Source organism: Caballeronia sp. DA-9, from assembly GCF_051615025.1.
Lineage (GTDB): Bacteria > Pseudomonadota > Gammaproteobacteria > Burkholderiales > Burkholderiaceae > Caballeronia > Caballeronia sordidicola.
In genome coordinates this window covers 883779-904348 of the sequence record NZ_CP195132.1, presented here as the reverse complement: position 1 = coordinate 904348, position 20570 = coordinate 883779, and the positions used below count along the sequence as shown (strand labels likewise).

The window sequence follows — 20570 nt, the reverse complement described above, 5'->3', positions numbered from 1 at the left end:
AAAACCTTCCGTTTATCGCCATGAAATCGACGCTGGACGTATTGATGAGCCGCCTGCGCATGAAGCAGCTTCAACTGCTCATTGCGCTTGACGATCACAAGTCGCTGCACAAGGCATCGAGCGCGATGTCGATGACGCAATCCGCCGCGAGCAAGGCGCTGGCCGAACTCGAATCCATGCTCGAAGGGCCGCTGTTCGAGCGCGCGAAGAAGGGGCTCGTGCCGAACCAGTTCGGGCATTGCGTGATCCGCTACGCGCGGTTGCTCGCGGCCGACCTGACCGCGTTGTGCCAGGAAGTCGCGGATATTCGCTCCGGCACGGGCGGGCGGCTGGCGGTAGGCGCCATCATGGGATCGGTGCCGGATCTGGTCGTGCCGGTCCTGAACAGTTTGCAGGAGAGCAACCCGGGGTTATCGATAGAAATCGTCGAGGACACGAGCGCGCGCATGCTGTCGCTGCTCGATGAAGGACGCCTGGACCTCGTGGTCGGCCGCTCGATCGTGAGCGACGAGCCGTCGAAGTATCACTATCAGCCGCTTGGGGACGAGCCGTTGTCGGTGGTGGTGGGTTACGACCACCCGCCGTTTCCTTCCGGTGACCTGAGCTTTGCGGACCTCGCCGGGCACAGGTGGGTGACATACCCGAGCGCAATGCCCATGCAGGCGATGCTCGCGCGCGAGATGGACCTGGCCGGCGCGCAAGTGCCGATGAGCGCGATTTCCACGGCGTCGACCTTTGTCACAGTGACTTTGCTTCGATGCAGCGCCGACCTGGTTTCGGTGTTGCCTGCGGGCGTGGCCCGGGTTTTTTGCGAGCATGGGATGCTGCGTATCGTGCCGATCGGGTTCAAGTCGAAGTCGCAGACCTTTGGCATCGTTACGCGCCGTGTGGGCGTATTGTCGCCAATGGGCAGGCAGTTCGTTCAGATGGCGCTGGCGCACGGGCGGGCGGCGGAGGGTTGAAGTCTTAGCGCGGCACGCGTTCTAAGCATAGAAGTTTTATGTGGTTCCAGTATTTTTCCTTTTGTTTAACATCGTGTGGCTAGTAGCTTGTTGCTGCTGGACTATGGACAAAAGGAGTCTTCCACCCATGGCAGAAGTATTCGCCCGCGGGTCATCCGTTCTCCATGCCGCCGATGATCGCGATGCCGATGTGCTGCCGCCGATCGCCCGCAAAGCCAACCATGCCGCCGCGCTAGCGCCGTGGCTGCGCTATGTGTCCTGGGGCATGCCCGTCTTGTTGCTGATCGTATGGGAACTGTTCGCACGTCTCGGCGCGTTGTCGCCGAACGTGTTGCCGGCGCCATCGAAGGTCGCGCTCACGGCATTCCAGCTTGTCAAGGAAGGGCGTCTTCTCGGCGATATGGCGGTCAGCCTGCTGCGCGCCGCAACAGGATTCGTGATCGGCGGGTCGATTGGTTTTGCGCTCGGTACAGCTGTCGGCTTTTCAAAAGTCGCAGAGGCTTTTCTAGACCGCAACGTGCAGATGCTGCGCGCCATTCCGTTTCTCGCCGTGTTGCCGCTGGTGATCGTATGGTTCGGCGTGGGCGAGGCGGGCAAGATCTTTCTCGTCTCGCTGGGCGTGATGTTTCCCATCTATATCAATACGGTGCTGGGCATTCGACAGGTCGATCCCAAGCTGATCGAACTTGGCCGCGTGCTCGGGCTGTCGAACCGTACGCTGATCCGCCGCATCGTATTGCCGGGCGCGTTGCCTTCGGTGCTGGCCGGCGTTCGTTATGCGCTCGCCACCGCATGGCTCGCGCTGGTCGTGGCCGAGACGATTGCGACCAGCACGGGTATCGGTTTTCTCGCCATGGACGCACGCGAATTCCTGCGTACCGATGTGATCGTGATGACCATTGTGATCTATGCCGTGATCGGCGTGCTGGCCGATGCATTCGCGCGCTTCCTCGAACGCCGCTTGCTGTCGTGGCACGTGAACTTTGCAAAGGCTCCGCGCTCATGAATGCACCGTCGAAACCATCAGGCGCGGCCGTCGTCGTTCGTCACCTGCAACGCTTGTATGGCAAGCGTGTTGTGATCGATAGCCTGAATCTGCGGATCGAACGCGGCGAATTCGTCGCGCTGCTCGGCGAAAGCGGCTGTGGCAAAACCACGTTGCTGCGGGCGCTGTCAGGACTCGATCCCGTTGATGGCGGTTCTATCGACGGGCCGCGCCTGCCTGCCATCGTGTTTCAGGAACCGCGCCTGCTGCCATGGGAAACGCTTGAGCAAAACGTCGCGCTTGGTCTCGCGCCTGGTCCGCAAAGCCGTGCCGCCGCACAAGCCGCGCTCGCGGAAGTGGGCCTTGGCGAACGCCTTGAAGACTGGCCTCGCAACTTGTCTGGTGGTCAGGCGCAACGCGTTGCGCTTGCGCGTGCGCTTGTGCAGGAGCCCCAGTTGCTGCTGCTCGACGAACCTTTTGCCGCGCTCGACGCGCTCACGCGAATCAGGATGCAGCGGCTGGTGAAGCATCTGATAGAACGCCATCAGCCCGGTGTGTTGCTCGTCACGCATGACGTCGATGAAGCCATCGCGCTCGCCGATCGCGCGTTGATCATGCGTGACGGTGCGATTGCCGCCGAGTATCGGGTGACGGAACAGACCAGGGCGGCCTTGCGCGACACGCTGCTCGCGCAACTCGGTGTTGACGCCGATACTGCCGCTCATTAGCCCATTCAACTTGTTTCACTGTCGCCTCTCGCCCGCCTGAACGTCGGGCACGATCCCGTTCACCCGTTCCAGATCAAACCGCCATGTCAATCGCAAGCAAGTCTCCGTGGTCCCGCCGCCGTTTTCTTCAAAGCACCGTCGCTGCATCGGTGTTGGCAACCGGACTCGCTGCGTGCGGCAGCCGCAAGACCGATACCGTGCGCCTTGGATGGGGACTCGGCGGCTTGCCGATGCTCGCGAAGGTCCGCGGCGAATTCGAAAAGACGCTGGCCAGGGACAACATCAAGGTGCAATGGATCGGACCGTTTCCGAATCACGCGCCGTCGCTCGCCGCTGTGACCGGCGGCAGCGCGGACTTCAGTTTCGGCGGCAGCACGACGCCCGCGCTCGCGGCCATGATCGCAGGTTCGCCACTTGTGTTCACGCAGTTTTGCGTGGTCGATCCGCGTAGCACGGCGATCATTGCGAAGGATGGGTCGGGTATCGACAAGGTCGAGGATCTCGTCGGCAAGACCGTTGCGGTGAATCGCTCGGGACTTGGAGAATTTCTGCTGGTGGCCGCGCTCGAAAAGCACAAGGTGCCGCGCGATGCCGTGAAGATGGTGTACCTCAATCCGCCCGATGCAGCGCCGGCGTTCTCGCAAGGCAAGATCGATGCATGGTCCATGTGGAGTCCCGGCGTCGATATTGCGCGTGCGAACTACAAAGGCCATAACATCTTCCTGGAAGGGCGCGACCTGGATTTCCAGATCGATTTCAACTCGTACGTGACCACGCGCAAGTTTTCGGAAGACAACGCCGATATCGTGAAGGCGGTGAACGCGGCTTATCAGCAGGAGGCGAAATGGGCGTCGGACAATTCGCAGGAAGCCGAGACCATTGCGCAGCAGCAAGGTCATTACAGCGACGAGGTCCGCAATACGCTTGCGGGCATGAAGCGCAAGTTCAATATGCATGGCGTCGCCGATAAGGCCTTTGTTCAGGACCTGCAGAAAGCGGCGGACTGGCTCGCGGCACGCAGCGTCTTGCCGCAGAAGATCAACGTATCGGACTATCTCGCGAAGGTGTGATGATCCGGGCAAGCATCCTTGCCCGGATCACCGGTTTCACAGTGCCTGAATTCAGGCGTGGACCGTCTCCCGTTCCTCCACGGCGCCCGCGCTTTCTTCTTTTGCCACGGCGGCACGCACGAGCGGCAAAAGATCGCGTCCATAAGCAAGCGCGTCTTCAAGCGGATCGAAACCGCGAATGAGGAATGTCGAGATCCCAAGACGGTAGTACTCGATCAACGCTTCGGTCACTTGCGCGGGTGTACCCACCAGCGACGTGGAATTGCCCGCCGCTTTTGTCAGTGCGGCGATCCCTGTCCACAACCGTTTATCGACTACCGTGCCTTTCGCCGCTTCGGCGAGCAGACGCTGAGAGCCGATGTTTTTCGGCTCGCTCGGGCGGCGCGTGAAGTTAGGATTGCTCGTTACCACTTGTTTCGCCCGTTCCAGGATGGATTCGGCGCGCGCCCACGCAGCATCCTCCGTGGCGGCAATGATCGGCCGCAGCGAGAGACTGAAGCGGATTGCATGCTCGCGTCCATGCACACGGGCCGCGGCACGCACGCGTTCGATGGTCTCGGCGACTTGCGCAAGCGACTCGCCCCAGAGCGCCAACACGTCTGCATGTTTGCCTGCAACCTGTATGGCGGCTTCCGACGATCCGCCGAAATACACCGGCAGGTGGGGCTTTTGCACAGGGCGGATCAACGAGCGATGGCCACGTACCTTATAAAACTCGCCATCGTGATCGAATGGTTTTTCGCTTGTCCACGATTGCTTGACGACGTCGAGATATTCGTCGGTGCGCTTGTATCGGTCGTCGTGTTCGAGGAAATCGCCGTCGCGTTGCTGTTCCGTATTGTCGCCGCCGGAAATGATGTGGACCGCCGTGCGTCCCGCGCTGAAATGATCCAGCGTCGCGAGCTGGCGTGCGGCGAGTGTCGGCGCAACAAAGCCCGGCCGATGCGCAAGCAGGATACCCAGCCGTTTCGTCTGCTGCGCCACGAACGATGCGATCTGAAAGCCGTCCGGCGACGCACTCGAATGCGCAATCAGCACGCGGTCGAAGCCGCCATATTCATGCGCCTGGGCAACTGCCGCGATGTACGGCGGATTGACTGCGGGTCCTTGCGGCAAGTGGATTTCGCTCGATTCCTGATGACTGACATAGCCGATGAATTCAACGCTCATGATGACGTTTCCTCAAAAATAGTATTGAAGCGTGGCGAATGCGGTACGGCGAATGCTTTTCGGCAAGTGCGCGCCGGGTTGTTGTGCAAGCGTGAACAGAGGGTCATGAGAGGACCCGTCAGTGCGCGGTGAATTGGGTATCGAAGCTTGGCGTGACATCGAGCGTGGTCTTGATCACGCCCGCGCGAACGTACAGGTCGGCGGTGCGTTGCTGTTCGGCGATCACGGCTTTGTCGATCACGATTGGCTTCAACTGCGCGCGCTGATAAACGACCTTGAGCACATCGACCGGCAAGTGCGTCACGCGCGACTGGATTGCCGCGACTTCATCCGGATGCGTCAACGCCCAGCGCTGGCCTTCCGCCACGCGATGCACGAAGTCATCGATTTGCGCGCGCTTGGTTGCAAGCGATGCATCGGTTGCGGCCTGAAAGCTCAGACCCGACGAGAGGCCCACGCCGTTCGCCACGCTGCGGTTCTTGTCGCGCAACTCGCCGAGCGCAACGTAAGGATCCCACGTGGACCATGCGTCCACGTTGCCTGATTCGAGTGCCGACTTGGCGTCGGCAGGCTGCATGTATTGGAACGTGACGTCGGAGAGCTTGATGCCCGCGCGTTCCAGCGTGGCGACGGCAAGGAAATGGCCGATCGACCCGCGCGTGGTTGCAATGCGTTTGCCCTTCAGGTCGGCCGCGCTTTTGATCGGCGAGCCTTCCGGCACGAGGATCGCAAGGTCGACAGGTTGAGAGCGCGTGGCGGCCACGGCGCGAACGCGTGCGCCTGCCGCGTAAGCGAAGATCAATGGCGCGTCGCCCAAACCGCCGACATCGATTGCGCCTGCATTCAATGCTTCACCTAGCGGCTGTGCTGCGGGAAAGTTGAACCACTCAATGGTGTACGGGACGTCTTTCAACTGTCCCGATGCCTCAAGAATGCCGCGCGTCTGCAACTGCTGGTCGCCGACTTTCAAAACGGTTTCGGCGTTCGAGACAAGCGGCGTGAGCGCCGTGAAAGCAGTCAGGGCGGCGCTAAGCAGAAGACTGCGCAGAAGACTGCGTCGTTTCATGAATCATCCATGCAAGAGAAAAGATTCACAATACGGATCGCCGGGACATTAGACAAACGCATAGTTCTGCTTTGCTAATCGTCGCTCTTGGAATGACGCGCGTCACGCCCGCGCGCGTCATTCCTTTTACTTCAGATCACGAAAAAGCCGTGCGTGCCGTCGCGTTCCAACTGCGCGACGAGGCCGTATTCCCATTCGAGATACGCGTTCATTGCTTCGTGGGGCCCGTCGGTGCCTTCATACGGCCGCCTGTATCGATCGATGCGCGGCGAAGCCAGACGTGTCTCGCCTTTTTCGAGCGGCAGGCCGGCCGCAATCCATGACGCCGTGCCGCCCTCAAGCAGCAAGACAGGCTTGCCGGTCAGCGCCGCAACCTCGGGGCCGGCGTAGGCTGCCAGCGCGCTTGATGCGCAGGTGACGACGTATTGCTTCGCGTCCGGCAATGCGGGCAAGTCTTCGGGCAGGCGCGAGCGCACGGCCCACCATGCGCCCGGAATGTGTCCCTTCACATGATTCGCGCTTGCGGTGAAGTCGAGCACGATCGTCTGGCTCGATGGATCGTCCAGCAGCCTGGCGAGATCTTTCGCGGTGATCCCCGGGAGGGCGGAGGGCTGCGGTTTTGCGCCGCGCCACGGACCGTGTTCGGTGAGCGGGGCGCTGCTTGCGTCATCGATCACATAAACGTCGTTGTTCATCTGCGCGAGCCACGACGCCGTCATGTTGGCGCGCACGCCGTCGTCGTCGAAGAGCACGATGCGCGCGCCGCGAACGGGCGCGAACATCTCCGTTTCCTGCACGAGCTGGCCGCCCGGCGCGCCTTGATAACCGGGTGCGTGCGCGTGTTCGTATTCGCCCGGCGTGCGTACATCGAAGCGATAGGTCGTGCGGTTCGTGTCTTGCGCCCAGCGTTGCGCGTCGGCGTAGGTCGTGCGCTTGACACCGGCGCGATCCGCCACCGAACGCGCCGATTCCCGCGACGCTTCATGCAGTGCTTCGTCCGCGCGGCCGTCGGTGGCGGCGAACTGCGTGGCGCTGCCATGCGCGAGCGTCTGGCCTGCAAGCAGCCAGCCGATCGTGCCGTTACGCAATGCCGATACAGGATTGGGAAGCCCCGCATTCACGAGCGACTGCGTACCGATAATGCTGCGCGTGCGCCCCGCGCAATTCACGATCACGCGCGTCTTCGGATCAGGCGCGAGCGCGCGTGCGCGCAATACGAGTTCAGCGCCCGGCACGCTGATGCTGCCGGGAATGTTCATCGTCTGATATTCGTCGTAGCGGCGGGCGTCCAGCACGACGACATCCTCGCCGCTTTTCAGCAGGGCATTGACGGCTTCGGCCGATAACGCCGGCGTGTGCCGCTTCGCTTCCACCAACTCGCCGAACGCCTTGCTCGGGACGTTGACGTCGCGAAAGACTTCGCCGCCAGCACGTTCCCAGCCTTTCAGCCCGCCATCGAAAACTGACACATCGGTATAACCGAGCGCTTCGAAACGGCGCGCCGCGCGTGGTGCGAGACCTTCGCCGTCATCCAGAAGCACGATCGGTACGCTCTTGCGCGGCAGCTTGGTGAGGGCATCCAGCTCGATCTTCGAAAGCGGCAAATTCGCGGCAAACAGCGGATGGCGCTGCGCGTGCGAATCTTCTTCGCGTACATCGAGGAACGCGATTTCGCGCTTTGAAAGAAGGGCTTCGCGCACGTCGTTGAAACTGCGCAGAGGGATGGCGCTCATGAGTGAAGTCGTTCCTTCGAGAGGTTCCAGAGATTGGGAAGCGTGTCGTTGGTGTAGCCGGAGACGAACGGTTTCGGCGGACCATCGGCGGGATAGACATGCCGCGAGATGCCGCCGATATTCGCACCGTACACGTGGATGCTGATCGATACGCGGTCATCGAACGCATTGCTCACGCGATGAATATCGCCAATGTGCGGAGACACCGCTGCGACCGCGCCGCGTTCGAGCAGCGCGTCCTCGCCTTTCGTGATCAGCGCGCCATGGTCATCGCGAACGTAGGAACGCGCGAGCTCGGCGCCGCGCAATACGCCCACGAGTCCCCAGACCGTGTGATCGTGAACCGGGGTTTGCTGCCCCGGTCCCCAGACGAAGCTGACGACCGAAAAGCGCTGGCGCGCATCGGCGTAGAGCAGAAATTGTTGATACCGGTCAGGCGACGGTTGCGCGTAGGCATCGGGCAGCCAGTCATCTTCAGCGATCAATGCGCCAAGCAATGCCGCGCCGCGTTCGAGCAATTGCGCTTCGGGCAAACGGTCATCGACAAGCTGCGCAATCTCGCCGATAAACCCCCGCAACTTTTCAAGCGGCATGTGCAACCCGCGATGTCAGCTCGCGGGTGAGCGGGATCAGTTCGCGGCCATAGTCGAGCGCGTCTTCGAGCGGATCGAAGCCGCGAATCAGGAATGTGGTGACGCCCAGCGCGTGATACTCAGCCAGCGTTTCTGCAACTTGTGAAGGCGTGCCTACGAGCGCTGTTGAATTCGAACGTCCGCCAATTTCTTTTGCGACACCGGTCCAGAGGCGGTCATCGGCGCGCACGCCGTCTCCCGCCGCCGCGAGCAGGCGACGTGCGCCTTCGCTTTGCTGAGGCGTCGCTTCGCCCAGACCTTGTTGCGCGCGCAGCCGCCGTGTTTCTGCGAGGATATGGTCGGCGCGTTCCCATGCGGCCTTTTCGGTGGCCGCGAGAATCGGCCGGAACGATACCGAGAAGCGCACGTCACGCCCGTGTTTGGCCGCTTCGGCTCGAACGCGTGTCACCTGCTCGTGAACCTGATCCTTCGACTCGCCCCAGAGCGCGTACACGTCCGCATGCTTGCCAGCCACTTCAAGGGCCGGCGTCGATGCTCCGCCAAAGTAGATCGGCACGTATGGCGCTTGCTTCGGTTTTACTTCGGAGAACGCTTGTTCAAAGCGGTAATAGCGGCCTTCGTGATCGAAGGGTTTTGATTCGGTCCAAACGCGGCGCAGCACATGCAGATATTCGTCGGTGCGGGCGTAGCGTTCGTCGTGCGAAAGAAAGTCGCCGTCGCGGCGTTGCTCAACATCGCTGCCGCCCGAGATGAAGTGCACCGCAAGGCGGCCGCCGCTCAACTGGTCGAGCGTCGCGATCTGGCGTGCGGCAAGTGTGGGCGCGACAAATCCCGGACGATGCGCAAGCATGAAATGAATGCGCTCCGTGACGCCGGCCGCGTAGGCGACCGTCAGCATGGCGTCGGGGCTGGTCGACTGATAGGGCACGAGAATGCGGTCGAAGCCGGCTTTCTCGTGGGCCTGCGCGAAGTCGCGGGTGTAGCCAATATCGACAGCCGGGCCGCGCGCTAGATGGGTTTCCGAGACCTTGTGCTGCTGGATCATGCCGATGAATTCGACGCTCACGAATGACGCTCCTCGCTAAATGACACTGACAGGCAGTGCGCGAAGAAATGCTTCATGACGCCTGCCGATTGCCTTGAAGGCTAACATCGGCATATGCGAATCTTAAATATCGATCCGAGCTAAACATATCGGAAAGGTGGGGTTGGCAGAACGCGCACCCTCGATGATTAATGTCCCTTCACGCGCCTTTCCTTGGACTCGATTTTGCGCTGGCCGGCGAGCGGGCTTTCCAGCGCAGGGTGGTCTCGCTGCCCACGACTTCATCCATCGCCGATGCAATCAATTCGACCCGTTCCTCGCGCGTGAAGCTGGAATACGCCACGCCGTCCACCACGCCATGTTTCTTGAGCAAATGGATGGCGGCCGAGCGGTTCGCTTTCTCCAGTTCCAGATCTTCCTGCGACTGCATCAACGCAGCGGTAAGGCTGGCAACCGCGGCTTTCTCCTGGGTGACATCGAACTGCATGAGATCCATCTTGACCTGCAGTTCCGGCGCACTTGCCGCTACCCGTGTTTTCAATTGCGCCAGTTCACGCCGTAACGCGCTTTCACGCTCCAGCGTCCGCTCAAGCCGTTGGCTTACAGCAGGATTTGCACGCGCGTCGCCGCGAAAGAAAGTAAAAAGGGTGTTGTCCAGGATTCCCATGACCGCTCACCTCGAAGGCTGATGTTTCAAGCTTCTACGGCATGGCAAAAGAAAACTTTAGATTTCCTCAGAGGATTGGTGAGGAAAAACTGAGAAAAAACGCGGGAAAAGCAAAACGCCCGATAATCAATCGCATCGCGATGATCGGGCGTTCCGGTAAAGCCAGAATACCTAGCGGATTAATATCCAGCCGGCAATAAAATTAAAATCACGCGACCGCTTCTTCAGCACCTGCTTCGACTTCATCCGGCACTGAATTGCGGATCAGATAATCGAACGCGCTAAGCGATGCTTTCGCGCCTTCGCCCACTGCAATCACAATTTGCTTGTACGGCACCGTCGTGACGTCGCCAGCGGCGAATACGCCTGGAACCGACGTTGCGCCCTTGGCGTCGACCACGATTTCGCCGTGGCGCGACAATTCCACCGTGCCCTTGAGCCATTCGGTATTCGGCACGAGGCCGATCTGCACGAACACGCCTTCCAGTTCGATGTGCTTCGCTTCACCCGAGCGGAGATCCTTATAGGAAAGCCCGTTGACCTTCTTGCCGTCGCCGGTGACTTCCGTGGTCTGCGCTTGCGTCACGATTGTCACGTTCTTCAGGCTGCGCAGCTTGCGCTGCAAAACGGCATCGGCACGCAACTCGGCGCCGAATTCGATCAGCGTCACCGCGCTCACGATACCGGCCAGATCGATCGCCGCCTCAACGCCGGAATTGCCGCCGCCGATCACGGCCACGCGCTTGCCCTTGAAGAGCGGACCGTCGCAATGCGGGCAATACGCCACGCCATGATTGCGATATTCTTTCTCGCCCGGCACGTTGATTTCGCGCCACCGCGCGCCGGTCGCCAGCACGATCGTCTTTGCCTTCAGCACTGCGCCGTTGGCCAGGCGCACTTCATGAATCTTGCCTGGCACGAGTGCTTCGGCGCGCTGCACGTCCATGATGTCGACGTCGTAGCTCTTGACGTGCTGTTCCAGCGCCGTCGCGAACTGGGGTCCTTCGGTCTCTTTCACCGAGACGAAGTTTTCGATAGCGAGCGTATCCAGCACCTGGCCGCCGAAGCGTTCCGCCGCCACGCCCGTCGAGATGCCCTTGCGCGCCGAATAGATGGCCGCAGCCGCGCCAGCCGGGCCGCCGCCGACGATCAGCACGTCGAACGTGCCCTTGCCTTCGAGTTCCTTCGCGGCCCGCGCGCCAGCGTTGCTGTCGAGCTTGGCCAAAATTTCCTTCACGCCGGTACGGCCCTGGCCGAACACTTCGCCGTTCATGTAGACGGTCGGCACGGCCATGATCTGGCGTTGTTCGACTTCGTCCTGGAACAGCGCGCCGTCGATGGTGACCTGGCGGATGCGCGGATTGATGAGCGCCATCACGTTCAGCGCCTGCACGACTTCCGGGCAGTTCTGGCATGACAGCGAGATATACGTTTCAAACTGATAGTCGCCGTCGAGCGCGCGGATCTGTTCGATCACGGCGTCGTCGAGCTTGACCGGGTGGCCGCCGGTTTGCAGCAGCGCCAGCACGAGCGATGTGAATTCATGGCCCATCGGAATGCCCGCGAAGCGGATGCCCGTGGGCTTGCCCGGTTCGCCGATGGAAAACGACGGCTTGCGCTCCGAATCGTCGCGCTTTTCGATCACCGCGATGCGGTCCGACAGCGCGGCGATTTCACTGAGCAGATCTTTCAACTCGGCCGATTTCGGCGAGCTGTCAAGGGAAGCGACGATCTCGATCGGCCGGCTGACCTTTTCCAGATACGCTTTCAACTGAGTCTTGAGGTTGGCTTCCAGCATGGCGGTTTCGAGTCCGTTTAAAGATGATTTTGTTCTGGAGGCGTGCTGACAGACATCCGGGCCGCGAACGGCCCGGACAGTACAGCGCTTTACAGCAGTTTTTCAGACGTAATGCGTCGTTGAAAAAGCTTAGATCTTGCCGATCAGGTCGAGCGACGGGGTCAGCGTTTCAGCGCCCGGCGTCCACTTGGCGGGGCAAACTTCGCCCGGGTGTGCCGCAATGTACTGCGCTGCCTGAACCTTGCGCAGCAATTCGCCCGCGTCACGGCCAATGCCGTTGTCGTGGATTTCGCACAGCTTGATCTCGCCTTCCGGGTTGACCACGAACGTGCCGCGCAGGGCCAGGCCTTCTTCCTCGATCAGCACGTCGAAGTTGCGCGAGATTGCCAGCGTCGGGTCGGCGATCATCGGATACTGGATCTTGCCAATCGTGTCCGACGTGTCGTGCCATGCCTTGTGCGTGAAGTGGGTGTCGGTCGACACGCCGTAGATTTCCACGCCGAGCTTCTTGAATTCTGCGTAACGGTCGGCCAGATCGCCGAGTTCCGTCGGGCAGACGAACGTGAAGTCAGCCGGGTAGAACACCAGCACGGACCACTTGCCCTTCAGGCTTTCGTCGGTGACGGTTACGAAATCGCCATTGTGATAAGCGGTTGCCTTGAACGGTTTGACCTGGCTGTTGATGATCGGCATTGCGTATGTCCTTGTGTTGAAGTGGTTGAAGTAGTTAAGGAATGAGACGAAGTATGCGGGTTTGCCCTTAATTAGGAAAATCGAATGATTCAATGACGCCGATGTGAATTGCCTATGACGCACGCCGCGGCGGCATTCTAGCGCGTCGGGCACAATCGGGCATAGGCGTTGCGCGCCTTGCACGGCGTGCTTTTTCAACGAACGGAGGCGATATGAAAATCGGAATTATTGGTGCGGGAAATATCGGGCAAGTATTGGCACTGCGCTGGACCGAGCGCGGTCACGACGTGCTGATCGGCAATTCGCGGGGGCCGGATACATTGGCTGACGTCGCGGCGGAAACCGGCGCGAAACCTGCCGAACTCGCCGATGTCGTGCGCGACGCGGACGTGATCGTGGTGACGATTCCGGAAAAGAAGGTGCTGAATCTGCCTGCCGGTCTGTTTGCGGACGTGCCGGATACCACCGTGATTATCGATACCGGCAATTATTATCCGCGAGAGCGCGATGGCAGGATCGACGGGATCGAGTCCGGAATGCTGGAAAGCGAGTGGGTTGCGAAGCAGATCGGGCGTCCGGTCATCAAGGCGTTCAACAACATCTATGCGGCGCATTTGCGCAATAACGGCAAGCCGGAAGGCACGCAGGGACGCATTGCGCTGCCGGTTTCGGGCGACAACGCCGACGCCAAGGCGGTCGTAATGCAACTGGTGAATGAAATGGGCTTCGATGCTTTCGACAACGGCGGTATCGACAATTCATGGCGGCATCAGCCCGGAACGCCGGTCTACACGAAGGATTTCGATCTGGAAGGGCTGAAGGCCGGTTTGCAGAAAGCCGACAAGACCCGCACGCCGAAATGGAGCGCGACGGACAAGAGTCCCGGGAGTTTCGAGCAGCCGGCGTAAGGCGGCATAAAATCCAGACGGCGGCTGTTTCTGGCCGCCGCCGTGCCCTACCGCGCCTGAAAATCAGTCCAGCGATACCCCGTCGAACCGGTGTCCGCCCAACGGGCTCAGCTCGTAGCCTTTTACGTTCTTTGTCATCAACTGGAACGCATTGGCGTGGGCAAGCGGCGTGTAAGGCACCTGGTCCTTGAACACGACTTGCGCCTGTTCATAAAGCTTCGTGCGGGCGTTCTGGTCGGTGATCAGGCGCGCTTTGCCAAGCAGATCGTCGAATTGCCTGTTGCACCACTTCGCCATGTTGCTGCCGTGAACGGCATCGCAGCCCAGCGTGGTGCCAAGCCAGTTATCCGGATCGCCGTTGTCGCCCATCCAGCCGTAGAGGATGGCGTCGTGTTCCCCGGCCTGCTTCGCGCGCTTGTTGTATTCGGCCCATTCGTACGAGACTATGTTCGCCTTCACGCCAATTTTCGCCCAGTCCGACTGGATCAGTTGCGCCATGAGACGCGCGTTCGGGTTATAGCCGCGCTGCACGGGCATGGCCCAGAGCGAAATGGCGAAACCGTTCGGAAAACCCGCTTCCTTGAGCAGGTTGCGTGCCTTTGCCGGATCGTATGGCGCGTCTTTCAGCGCCGTGTTGTAGGACCATTGCGAAGGTGGCATGGGGTTCGACGCAACGGTCGCCGCACCTTCATAGACGCTCTTCAGGATCGCCTGTTTGTCGATGGACATATCCAGTGCACGCCTGACGAGCACGTTATCCAGCGGCTTGTGCGTGGTGTTGTAACCTACATAAGCCACGTTGAACCCGACACTTGACAACACCGTCAGCTTGGGATTGTTGCGCGCGCTCTGGATGTCCGCGGGACGGGCGTACGAAGTCATCTGGCATTCGCCGCTCGTCAGTTTCTGCATGCGCACGGCGGCGTCGGGCGTGATGGAGAACACCAGCTTCGCTATATGCACGTCCTTCTTGTTCCAGAAGTCCGGATGCGCGTCATAGCGAATGGTTGCGTCTTTCTGATAGTCGCGAAACACGAACGGGCCGGTGCCCACGGGCTTCTGGTTCAGGTCTTCGGTCTTGCCCGCCTTGAGCAACTGGTCGGCGTATTGCGCCGAGAGAATCGATGCGAACTCCATCGCAATGTTTCGCACAAAAACCACGTCGGACGTGTGCAGCGTGAAGCGCACGGTGTAGTCATCGAGTTTTTCCACCGATGCAATGTTCTTGTCGTATCCGAGGTCGCTCAAATACGGGAAGCTGACCGGGTGCGCTTTCTGAAAGGCGTTTTCCGGGTCGATCATGCGTTTGAACGTGAAGACGACGTCATCTGCATTGAAGTCGCGCGTCGGCTTGAACCAGTCGGTTGTCTGGAACTTGACGCCGTGTCGCAGGTGGAACGTGAAGGTCTTCGCGTCGGCGGACTCGTCCCATCTTTCTGCAAGGCCTGGAACGAGGTCCAGTGAACCGCGCTTGAATTCGACCAGTGTGTCGTAGACCGCGTGCGCGCCGGCGTCGAAGTCGGTGCTGGTGGTGTATTGCGCGGAATCGAAGCCGGCCGGGCTGCCCTCCGAGCAGAACACGAACGTGCCGCCCGCCGCGTGCGCCGCGCCCGATATGGCGCCTGATGCGCCCAGAGCAATCAGCACGGACGCCGCGGCGCGGGCCATTTGGGCGGGAATGAAAGACAAACGGGGCAGGCGGCTTGGATTGGGCATGGACGATGACTGGAGTAGTTGGCTAGGTAGTCATGTACTTTACCAACCGGGGAATTTTTATCGAAGCGAGACGTTCTTCTTTCCATATGCCGGATTCGAGTCGAACTCGTGCGCTTTCATGCGCAAAGCGAAGGTTGCGGGTTGCGCCGGCTGCAAATATTTCCCCGGCGTTTTAACATGTCGGACCGGGCGACACCGCATATTGATAAAGTTACCGGTTCAGCCGGCGGCCCAAAAACATCCCGGCATGCGGTTCACGCCTTTCAATGCTGTACAAGAGAACATGAAAAACGTTTCCGATTCAACGGCATCCACTGCCGAAGCTGTCGCAGCGGTTGCTGCCAACGACGAATGCGTCGAACTCGTGGCGAAGGCCACGATTCCCACGCGTTACGGCGTGTTCGAATCGCATGTGTATCGCGTGAAAAGCACGGGTGCGGAGCATTTGACGCTCGTGATGGGCGATGTCAGCAATGGCGAATCCGTGCTGTGCCGCCTGCATTCGGAATGCGTCACCGGCGATGTGTTCGGCTCGTACCGGTGCGACTGCGGCGAGCAGCTTGACCTGGCGATGCGGTATATCGCGGCGGAAAACCGTGGGATCCTGCTTTATTTGCGCGGTCACGAAGGGCGTGGCATTGGTCTCGCAAACAAGATCCGTGCATATGCGTTGCAGGAGCAGGGCTACGACACCGTCGACGCCAACCTGCACCTCGGTCTTCCGGACGACGCCCGGGAATACGACTCCGCCGCCGCGATCTTGCGGGCGCTGGATGTACGTTCAGTGCGCCTGATGAGCAATAACCCTTCGAAGTTCGATACTCTTTTGAAGCACGACATTCCGGTATGCGAGCGCGTGGCGCTGGCCATTCCAATGCGCGAGGAAAACGAACGCTATATCAAGACGAAGCAGGTTCGTTTTGGGCATTACTTCGACGAGAATGAGTGAGTTGGTGACCTGACCTGCAATGGGTTGGTTCACGTCAAGTCACGTCGCGTCATGGAAAATCACGCCCGCCGTATGCCGGTGCCCGAAACGCAACCGGCTTACGCCATGCCGCAGATTGACCCGATACACCCCGCGCGTGCCATTCACCGGGCGGTGATGCACGGCGAAGATCACGGCATCGCCCTGTGCCAGGGGCACAACTTCGGCCCGCGACTGCATGCGCGGCCGCTGCTCGGTCATGACAAATTCGCCGCCCGTGAAATCCCGTCCCGGAACGGACAACAGGATCGCCAACTGTATTGGAAACACGTGCTCGCCGTATAGATCCTGATGCAGGCAGTTGTAGTCGCCTTCGGCATATTGAAGGATCAAAGGCGTGGGGCGGGTTTGCCCCGCGGCGTGGCATCGATTTATAAAATCCGCGTGATCGGCCGGATAACGCGCGTCGATACCCATAAGCGCATTCCATCTATTCGCGACTGGCGCAAGATGCGGATAAACCGTTTCCCGCAAAGTGCCAATAATCTCGGGAAGCGGATAGCGATAATACTTGTACTCACCGCGCCCGAATCCGTGACGCGCCATGACCACGCGGCTTCTATACAACGCGTCCTGCGCATAAAGCGCTGAGAGCGTGTCGCATTCCCCGGCGGTGAGGAGTTGATCGACGGTCGCGCATCCGAATTGATTCAGATCATCTTCTAATCGGCGCCAGTCGATTGTGTCGACGCGTGTTGCGAGATCGGTATTCAGAAGGTCCATCGGCGGTTTTTCCTGGCGAATTCAATGCGCCGAGTTTGCGCGACTTGCCGTTCCTGTGCACGCCGGATGTTGCTCTCTAATTCTCGAACCGCGCGCTGAAGCGATGTGGTGTTGGAGAGCGGTACATCTATACGCACGTCAAGCCAAACCGCTTGTCACACGACGCTATCCCGCGTTGTCATCGGTCTGGGACTCGCGTCGCGTAACCGGATAATCGTCTGGCGCGACGTACTGAACACTCGCGCAACGGCCGTCACGGTGCTGCCCGCAGCGAGCGCGCTCAGCGCCTGCTGCCGTTGCAAAGCAGACAACGACGCCGGCCGTCCCTGCGGAGCACCGATTTGCTTCGCAATGGCGGCGGCGTCGAGCGCGCGGGCGCGTTTTGCATCGCGTTCGAGTTCTGCGGCGAGCTGCAGCATGCGAATTGGCGAGTCGTCGCCGTTGATGCATAAGTCGTTCTTGCCCGAGTCGAGGCAGATGGCGTGCGCGCGCTTGGCCGCGAGCCTGCTGAGTGTGGATACCACATCGCCCACGCCATTTCCGAGGTAGCCCAGGCGGGCCACCACCAGCGTATCGCCCGGCTTGATGCGGCGAATGACCTGCTGCAACGCCGGACGGGCAGTCGATACCAATGCGTTGCTGCATTGATCGACCAGCACGGAACCCATGTCGACAAGAAAACCTGCTGCGTCGATTTCAATCAGGTCGCTTTCGCGAGCCTGATGATGGCCAGCGGTGTTTATATAGACGAATAGGGTCACAAGTTGCCCTCCAGGGAAAGCCGTGCCCGCGATGCGGGACGTGTTGATCTGATCGGCAGTTGTTTTGCATGTTAGCAAAGCTGCAGACCGTTCAATACGTCTGCCGGGTTCAATGCCCCGCGCGCCGTCAGTGTGAAGTGGCAACCTCGGTAATTTTATTTTGCAGCGCCGCGCGGCGTTTTGCAATGCGTTCGCCCATTGCCACGAGATCAAGCCTGGTTTTACGCAGTTCCGGGAACAGTTCCGACTCTTCTTCTTCCACATGGTGCTTCACGTTTTCGGTCAGCACCTTGAAGGTGGCGTCGAAACCTTCGTCGCCAGCCTGCATGGTCGTGAACTTCTCGATCAGCGTCTTGACGAGAAAGTGTTCCACGTACGCTTCGTTGACATCGTCCTTGTCGTCCTTGTCCAGCGCATCCTTCGCGGCGGGATAGAGAATCTCTTCCTCCACGATCGCATGCATGGTCAGCAGTTCGCAGGCACGCTGCACGAGAGTCGCCTTGCGTTCCAGATCGTCTTCCTCGGCGCGCTCGAAGGCATCGAATAGCTTTTCTACCGCGCGATGCTCTTCTTCGAGCATTGTCAGCGCATCCTGCTTTTTTGTGTCGGCCATGATGGCTCCGTGTGTGGGGGGTCACGTACTCAGAGCAATACCGGTGCCCGAGGCATGCTCACGTGACGCACGATTTGCACTTCCCACCATGCAGGGAACAGCCGGCGCACTTCGGCGTGCGCAAAGCGGTCGTCGATGAGATAAAGAACGCCACGGTCATGTTGTCCCCGGATCACACGGCCAGCCGCCTGCACCACCTTCTGCAGGCCCGGAAACAGATAGGTATAGTCGTATCCCGCGCTAAATTGCTGCTCCATGTGCGCTTTCATCTGCTGGTTGACCGGGTTGATCTGCGGCAATCCAAGCGTGGCGATAAACGCGCCAATCAAGCGTTTCCCCGCGAGATCGATACCTTCTCCAAACGATCCGCCGAGCACCGCAAAACCAACGCCGCTGCTGGTCTCGGTGAAACGCGCGAGAAATCCCTGCTGATCTGCTTCGCTCATCGCGCGCGTTTGTTGCCAGACTTCGATGTCCGGATATTCGCGGCGCAACGCGCTTGCGACCTGTTCGAGATATTCAAAGCTGCTGAAAAAGCTGAGATAGTTGCCTGGCGCCCGACGATACTGTGCGGCAATGAGTTCGACGAGTTGCGGCACGGACCGCTCGCGATCACGATAACGCGTGGAGACGTTCGCCACCACGCGAACCTGCAACTGATCCGCATGAAACGGCGAGGCGACGTCCACGTTCATGCAGGTTTCGGGCAGGCCAAGCATGTCACGATAAAAATGCGTGGGTGCGAGCGTGGCCGAGAATAACGCCACCGAGTGCGCCCGTGCAAAGCGCGCTTTGAGATGGGGCGCTGGCACGCGGTTACGCAGGCAAAGCACGCTCTGTTGGCGCGCGCCGGCGAGGGTGATATCGAAGAGGGAATGCGTGTCGAAACGCTCCGCAATGCGCACGAAATGCATGGCGTCGAAGTAAAAACGCAACGTGTCGCGATCGAGCGCGGCAGGCTGCTCGCCGACGAATTCCGTGATGACTGCCACCATGTTTTCCAGCGTCGCAAGCAACTGCGCCGGCAGCGTTTCATGCACTGCATATTCAATGGTCTGGGCGCCCGAGAGCGTTTTCCATGCACGCCCCACCTGATCGAACGCGCGCTTGAGCGGCGCAGGCGCACCGCCGCGAACGCTGCGAAAACGCGCTTCGTCAAGCGTTGCCGAGTACATTGCGCGCGCCCGTTCGACCAAATTGTGCGCTTCGTCGACCAAAACGCTTACACGCCATTCCTTCGATTCGGCAAGCGCGAAGAGCATTGCGCTGGTATCGAAGTAATAGTTGTAGTCGCCGACCATCACGTCGCTCCAGCGCGCCAGTTCCTGGCTCAGGTAATACGGACATACCGAATGTTCGAGGGCGACCTCGCGTAGCTTCTCGCGATCGAGTTGCGTCACTTTCAACGCCGCCGTGCGAGCGGCGGGAAGACGATCGTAGAAACCGCGCGCAAGGGGACAGGACTCGCCGTGACAGGCCTGGTTGGGATGCTCGCAGGCCTTGTCGCGCGCAACCAGTTCAAGGACGCGCAGTGGTGTTGTACGGCCAAGCGTGGTCAGGGCGTCAAGTGCGAGCTGGCGGCCCGAACTCTTGGCCGTAAGAAAGAAGATCTTGTCGAGTTGTTGCGCGGGCCACGCTTTGAGAAGCGGAAACAGGCTGCCGAGCGTCTTGCCAATACCTGTTGGCGCTTGCGCCATCACGCAGCGTTCATGCATGGCGGCGCGATAGATCGACGTTGCCAGTTCGCGCTGGCCGGTGCGAAACGACGCATGCGGGAAAACCATTGCATCGAGCGAGGCGTTGCGTTGTGAAGCGTGCGCCATCTCCTGTTGCGCCCAAGAAAGAAACCGGGCGCACTGCAGTTCGAAATGCTCACGCAGCGCATCAGCGGATTGTGTTTCCGCAAATACGGTCTCTTTCTCGCTGGCGATATCGAAATAAACCAGTGCGATGTTGATTTCGGAGAGCGCCATTTTCCTGCAGCACAGCCACCCGTAGATTCGCGCTTGCGCCCAATGCAAATGCCGATGGTTTTCGGGGATCGCATCCAGTTTCCCGCGATACGTCTTGATCTCTTCGAGCTGGTTCAGGCCGGGGTCGTATCCATCGGCGCGACCGCGCACATGCAGCGCGCCGAAGGTGTCGGACAGTGTGATTTCCGTCTGGTAGCGGTCGTTGCGACGCCCGGCGACAACCTTGTGCCCGGCCATGCCCTGTTGTGCGGTAGGCGATGGCGTGAAGCGCAAGTCGAGGTCGCCCTGCTTCGCGGTGAATTCGCAAAGCGCGCGGACCGCGACGACATAGCAGGATTGCTCGGGCATGATTACTGTATGGATGTACAGTAAAATACT

19 protein-coding genes are annotated in these 20570 nt (G+C 60.1%); 6 read left to right on the top strand and 13 right to left on the bottom strand.

Annotated elements, in window-relative coordinates; all coding sequences use genetic code 11:
* The first annotated feature begins 20 nt into the window (after positions 1–20).
* The 4 genes from ACRWA7_RS10245 (at position 21) to ACRWA7_RS10230 (ending at position 3745) form a co-directional block, all read left to right on the top strand.
* Positions 21–962 (top strand): LysR family transcriptional regulator, encoded by a 942-nt coding sequence (locus ACRWA7_RS10245; RefSeq protein WP_438392556.1) that lies wholly within the window; start codon positions 21–23, stop codon positions 960–962.
* Between the two features lie 127 nt (positions 963–1089).
* Entirely contained in the window at positions 1090–1968 is an 879-nt protein-coding gene (locus tag ACRWA7_RS10240; protein ID WP_082850522.1) for an ABC transporter permease subunit, read from the top strand.
* Positions 1965–2675: an ABC transporter ATP-binding protein gene (locus ACRWA7_RS10235; RefSeq protein ID WP_438392555.1), complete on the top strand. Its 711-nt coding sequence runs from the start codon at positions 1965–1967 to the stop codon at positions 2673–2675. Before ACRWA7_RS10240 ends, ACRWA7_RS10235 begins: the two co-directional genes overlap by 4 nt.
* Positions 2676–2758: 83 nt before the next feature.
* The gene (locus ACRWA7_RS10230) at positions 2759–3745 is read left to right on the top strand and encodes an ABC transporter substrate-binding protein (RefSeq protein WP_438392554.1); all 987 of its coding nucleotides are present in this window, start codon (positions 2759–2761) and stop codon (positions 3743–3745) included.
* A gap of 51 nt (positions 3746–3796) precedes the next feature.
* Here ACRWA7_RS10230 and ACRWA7_RS10225 read toward each other — a convergent pair whose 3' ends face one another.
* The 8 genes from ACRWA7_RS10225 to ahpC form a co-directional block, all read right to left on the bottom strand.
* On the bottom strand, positions 3797–4915 hold the full coding sequence (locus ACRWA7_RS10225) for an LLM class flavin-dependent oxidoreductase (protein WP_438392553.1): 1119 nt from the start codon (positions 4913–4915) through the stop codon (positions 3797–3799).
* Positions 4916–5033: 118 nt separating this feature from the next.
* Positions 5034–5981 carry an ABC transporter substrate-binding protein gene (locus ACRWA7_RS10220; RefSeq protein ID WP_438392552.1) on the bottom strand — a complete coding sequence of 316 codons (948 nt, stop codon included), beginning with the start codon at positions 5979–5981 and terminating at the stop codon, positions 5034–5036.
* A gap of 131 nt (positions 5982–6112) precedes the next feature.
* Positions 6113–7714: a rhodanese homology domain-containing protein gene (locus tag ACRWA7_RS10215; RefSeq protein ID WP_438392551.1), complete on the bottom strand. Its 1602-nt coding sequence runs from the start codon at positions 7712–7714 to the stop codon at positions 6113–6115.
* Positions 7711–8307, bottom strand: coding sequence for a cysteine dioxygenase (locus ACRWA7_RS10210; protein ID WP_438392550.1), 597 nt, complete (start codon positions 8305–8307; stop codon positions 7711–7713). Before ACRWA7_RS10210 ends, ACRWA7_RS10215 begins: the two co-directional genes overlap by 4 nt.
* The gene (locus ACRWA7_RS10205; RefSeq protein ID WP_060856657.1) at positions 8297–9373 is read right to left on the bottom strand and encodes an LLM class flavin-dependent oxidoreductase; all 1077 of its coding nucleotides are present in this window, start codon (positions 9371–9373) and stop codon (positions 8297–8299) included. The genes ACRWA7_RS10210 and ACRWA7_RS10205 overlap by 11 nt, the downstream gene beginning before the upstream one ends.
* Positions 9374–9551: 178 nt before the next feature.
* Complete coding sequence (locus ACRWA7_RS10200; RefSeq protein WP_438392549.1) at positions 9552–10019, bottom strand: hypothetical protein; 468 nt, start codon at positions 10017–10019, stop codon at positions 9552–9554.
* Between the two features lie 208 nt (positions 10020–10227).
* Positions 10228–11817, bottom strand: coding sequence for an alkyl hydroperoxide reductase subunit F (gene ahpF, locus ACRWA7_RS10195; RefSeq protein WP_438392548.1), 1590 nt, complete (start codon positions 11815–11817; stop codon positions 10228–10230).
* A 129-nt stretch (positions 11818–11946) separates the two neighbouring features.
* Positions 11947–12510 (bottom strand): alkyl hydroperoxide reductase subunit C, encoded by a 564-nt coding sequence (ahpC, locus tag ACRWA7_RS10190; RefSeq protein WP_060856654.1) that lies wholly within the window; start codon positions 12508–12510, stop codon positions 11947–11949.
* Between the two features lie 212 nt (positions 12511–12722).
* Between ahpC and ACRWA7_RS10185 the strand changes: the two genes are divergently transcribed.
* A complete protein-coding gene (locus tag ACRWA7_RS10185; RefSeq protein ID WP_438392547.1) occupies positions 12723–13418 on the top strand; it encodes an NADPH-dependent F420 reductase in 696 nt (231 codons plus the stop codon).
* Between the two features lie 63 nt (positions 13419–13481).
* On the opposite strand, the gene ACRWA7_RS10180 is transcribed toward ACRWA7_RS10185, so the two are convergent.
* A complete protein-coding gene (locus ACRWA7_RS10180; protein WP_438392546.1) occupies positions 13482–15134 on the bottom strand; it encodes an ABC transporter substrate-binding protein in 1653 nt (550 codons plus the stop codon).
* A 283-nt stretch (positions 15135–15417) separates the two neighbouring features.
* Between ACRWA7_RS10180 and ribA the strand changes: the two genes are divergently transcribed.
* Positions 15418–16083: a GTP cyclohydrolase II gene (ribA, locus tag ACRWA7_RS10175; protein ID WP_060856749.1), complete on the top strand. Its 666-nt coding sequence runs from the start codon at positions 15418–15420 to the stop codon at positions 16081–16083.
* A 39-nt stretch (positions 16084–16122) separates the two neighbouring features.
* Here ribA and ACRWA7_RS10170 read toward each other — a convergent pair whose 3' ends face one another.
* From ACRWA7_RS10170 to ACRWA7_RS10155, 4 genes are all read right to left on the bottom strand, one after another.
* Positions 16123–16845, bottom strand: coding sequence for a 2OG-Fe(II) oxygenase (locus ACRWA7_RS10170; RefSeq protein WP_060856651.1), 723 nt, complete (start codon positions 16843–16845; stop codon positions 16123–16125).
* A gap of 155 nt (positions 16846–17000) precedes the next feature.
* Entirely contained in the window at positions 17001–17606 is a 606-nt protein-coding gene (locus ACRWA7_RS10165) for a recombinase family protein (RefSeq protein ID WP_438392545.1), read from the bottom strand.
* A 127-nt stretch (positions 17607–17733) separates the two neighbouring features.
* The gene (locus tag ACRWA7_RS10160) at positions 17734–18219 is read right to left on the bottom strand and encodes a hemerythrin domain-containing protein (RefSeq protein WP_438392544.1); all 486 of its coding nucleotides are present in this window, start codon (positions 18217–18219) and stop codon (positions 17734–17736) included.
* Between the two features lie 29 nt (positions 18220–18248).
* The gene (locus ACRWA7_RS10155; RefSeq protein WP_438392543.1) at positions 18249–20540 is read right to left on the bottom strand and encodes an ATP-dependent DNA helicase; all 2292 of its coding nucleotides are present in this window, start codon (positions 20538–20540) and stop codon (positions 18249–18251) included.
* Between the last annotated feature and the right edge of the window lie 30 nt (positions 20541–20570).

Excerpts from the sequence above, each read along its gene's own strand:
- ACRWA7_RS10215 (WP_438392551.1), bottom strand. The coding sequence starts at position 7,714 with ATGAGCGCCATCCCTCTGCGCAGTTTCAACGACGTGCGCGAAGCCCTT.
- ACRWA7_RS10240 (WP_082850522.1), top strand. The coding sequence starts at position 1,090 with ATGGCAGAAGTATTCGCCCGCGGGTCATCCGTTCTCCATGCCGCCGAT.
- ACRWA7_RS10225 (WP_438392553.1), bottom strand. The coding sequence starts at position 4,915 with ATGAGCGTTGAATTCATCGGCTATGTCAGTCATCAGGAATCGAGCGAA.
- ACRWA7_RS10245 (WP_438392556.1), top strand. The coding sequence starts at position 21 with ATGAAATCGACGCTGGACGTATTGATGAGCCGCCTGCGCATGAAGCAG.
- ACRWA7_RS10180 (WP_438392546.1), bottom strand. The coding sequence starts at position 15,134 with ATGCCCAATCCAAGCCGCCTGCCCCGTTTGTCTTTCATTCCCGCCCAA.
- ahpC (WP_060856654.1), bottom strand. The coding sequence starts at position 12,510 with ATGCCGATCATCAACAGCCAGGTCAAACCGTTCAAGGCAACCGCTTAT.
- ACRWA7_RS10185 (WP_438392547.1), top strand. The coding sequence starts at position 12,723 with ATGAAAATCGGAATTATTGGTGCGGGAAATATCGGGCAAGTATTGGCA.
- ACRWA7_RS10220 (WP_438392552.1), bottom strand. The coding sequence starts at position 5,981 with ATGAAACGACGCAGTCTTCTGCGCAGTCTTCTGCTTAGCGCCGCCCTG.
- ahpF (WP_438392548.1), bottom strand. The coding sequence starts at position 11,817 with ATGCTGGAAGCCAACCTCAAGACTCAGTTGAAAGCGTATCTGGAAAAG.
- ACRWA7_RS10235 (WP_438392555.1), top strand. The coding sequence starts at position 1,965 with ATGAATGCACCGTCGAAACCATCAGGCGCGGCCGTCGTCGTTCGTCAC.
- ACRWA7_RS10200 (WP_438392549.1), bottom strand. The coding sequence starts at position 10,019 with ATGGGAATCCTGGACAACACCCTTTTTACTTTCTTTCGCGGCGACGCG.
- ACRWA7_RS10170 (WP_060856651.1), bottom strand. The coding sequence starts at position 16,845 with ATGGACCTTCTGAATACCGATCTCGCAACACGCGTCGACACAATCGAC.
- ribA (WP_060856749.1), top strand. The coding sequence starts at position 15,418 with ATGAAAAACGTTTCCGATTCAACGGCATCCACTGCCGAAGCTGTCGCA.
- ACRWA7_RS10230 (WP_438392554.1), top strand. The coding sequence starts at position 2,759 with ATGTCAATCGCAAGCAAGTCTCCGTGGTCCCGCCGCCGTTTTCTTCAA.
- ACRWA7_RS10155 (WP_438392543.1), bottom strand. The coding sequence starts at position 20,540 with ATGCCCGAGCAATCCTGCTATGTCGTCGCGGTCCGCGCGCTTTGCGAA.
- ACRWA7_RS10160 (WP_438392544.1), bottom strand. The coding sequence starts at position 18,219 with ATGGCCGACACAAAAAAGCAGGATGCGCTGACAATGCTCGAAGAAGAG.
- ACRWA7_RS10210 (WP_438392550.1), bottom strand. The coding sequence starts at position 8,307 with ATGCCGCTTGAAAAGTTGCGGGGGTTTATCGGCGAGATTGCGCAGCTT.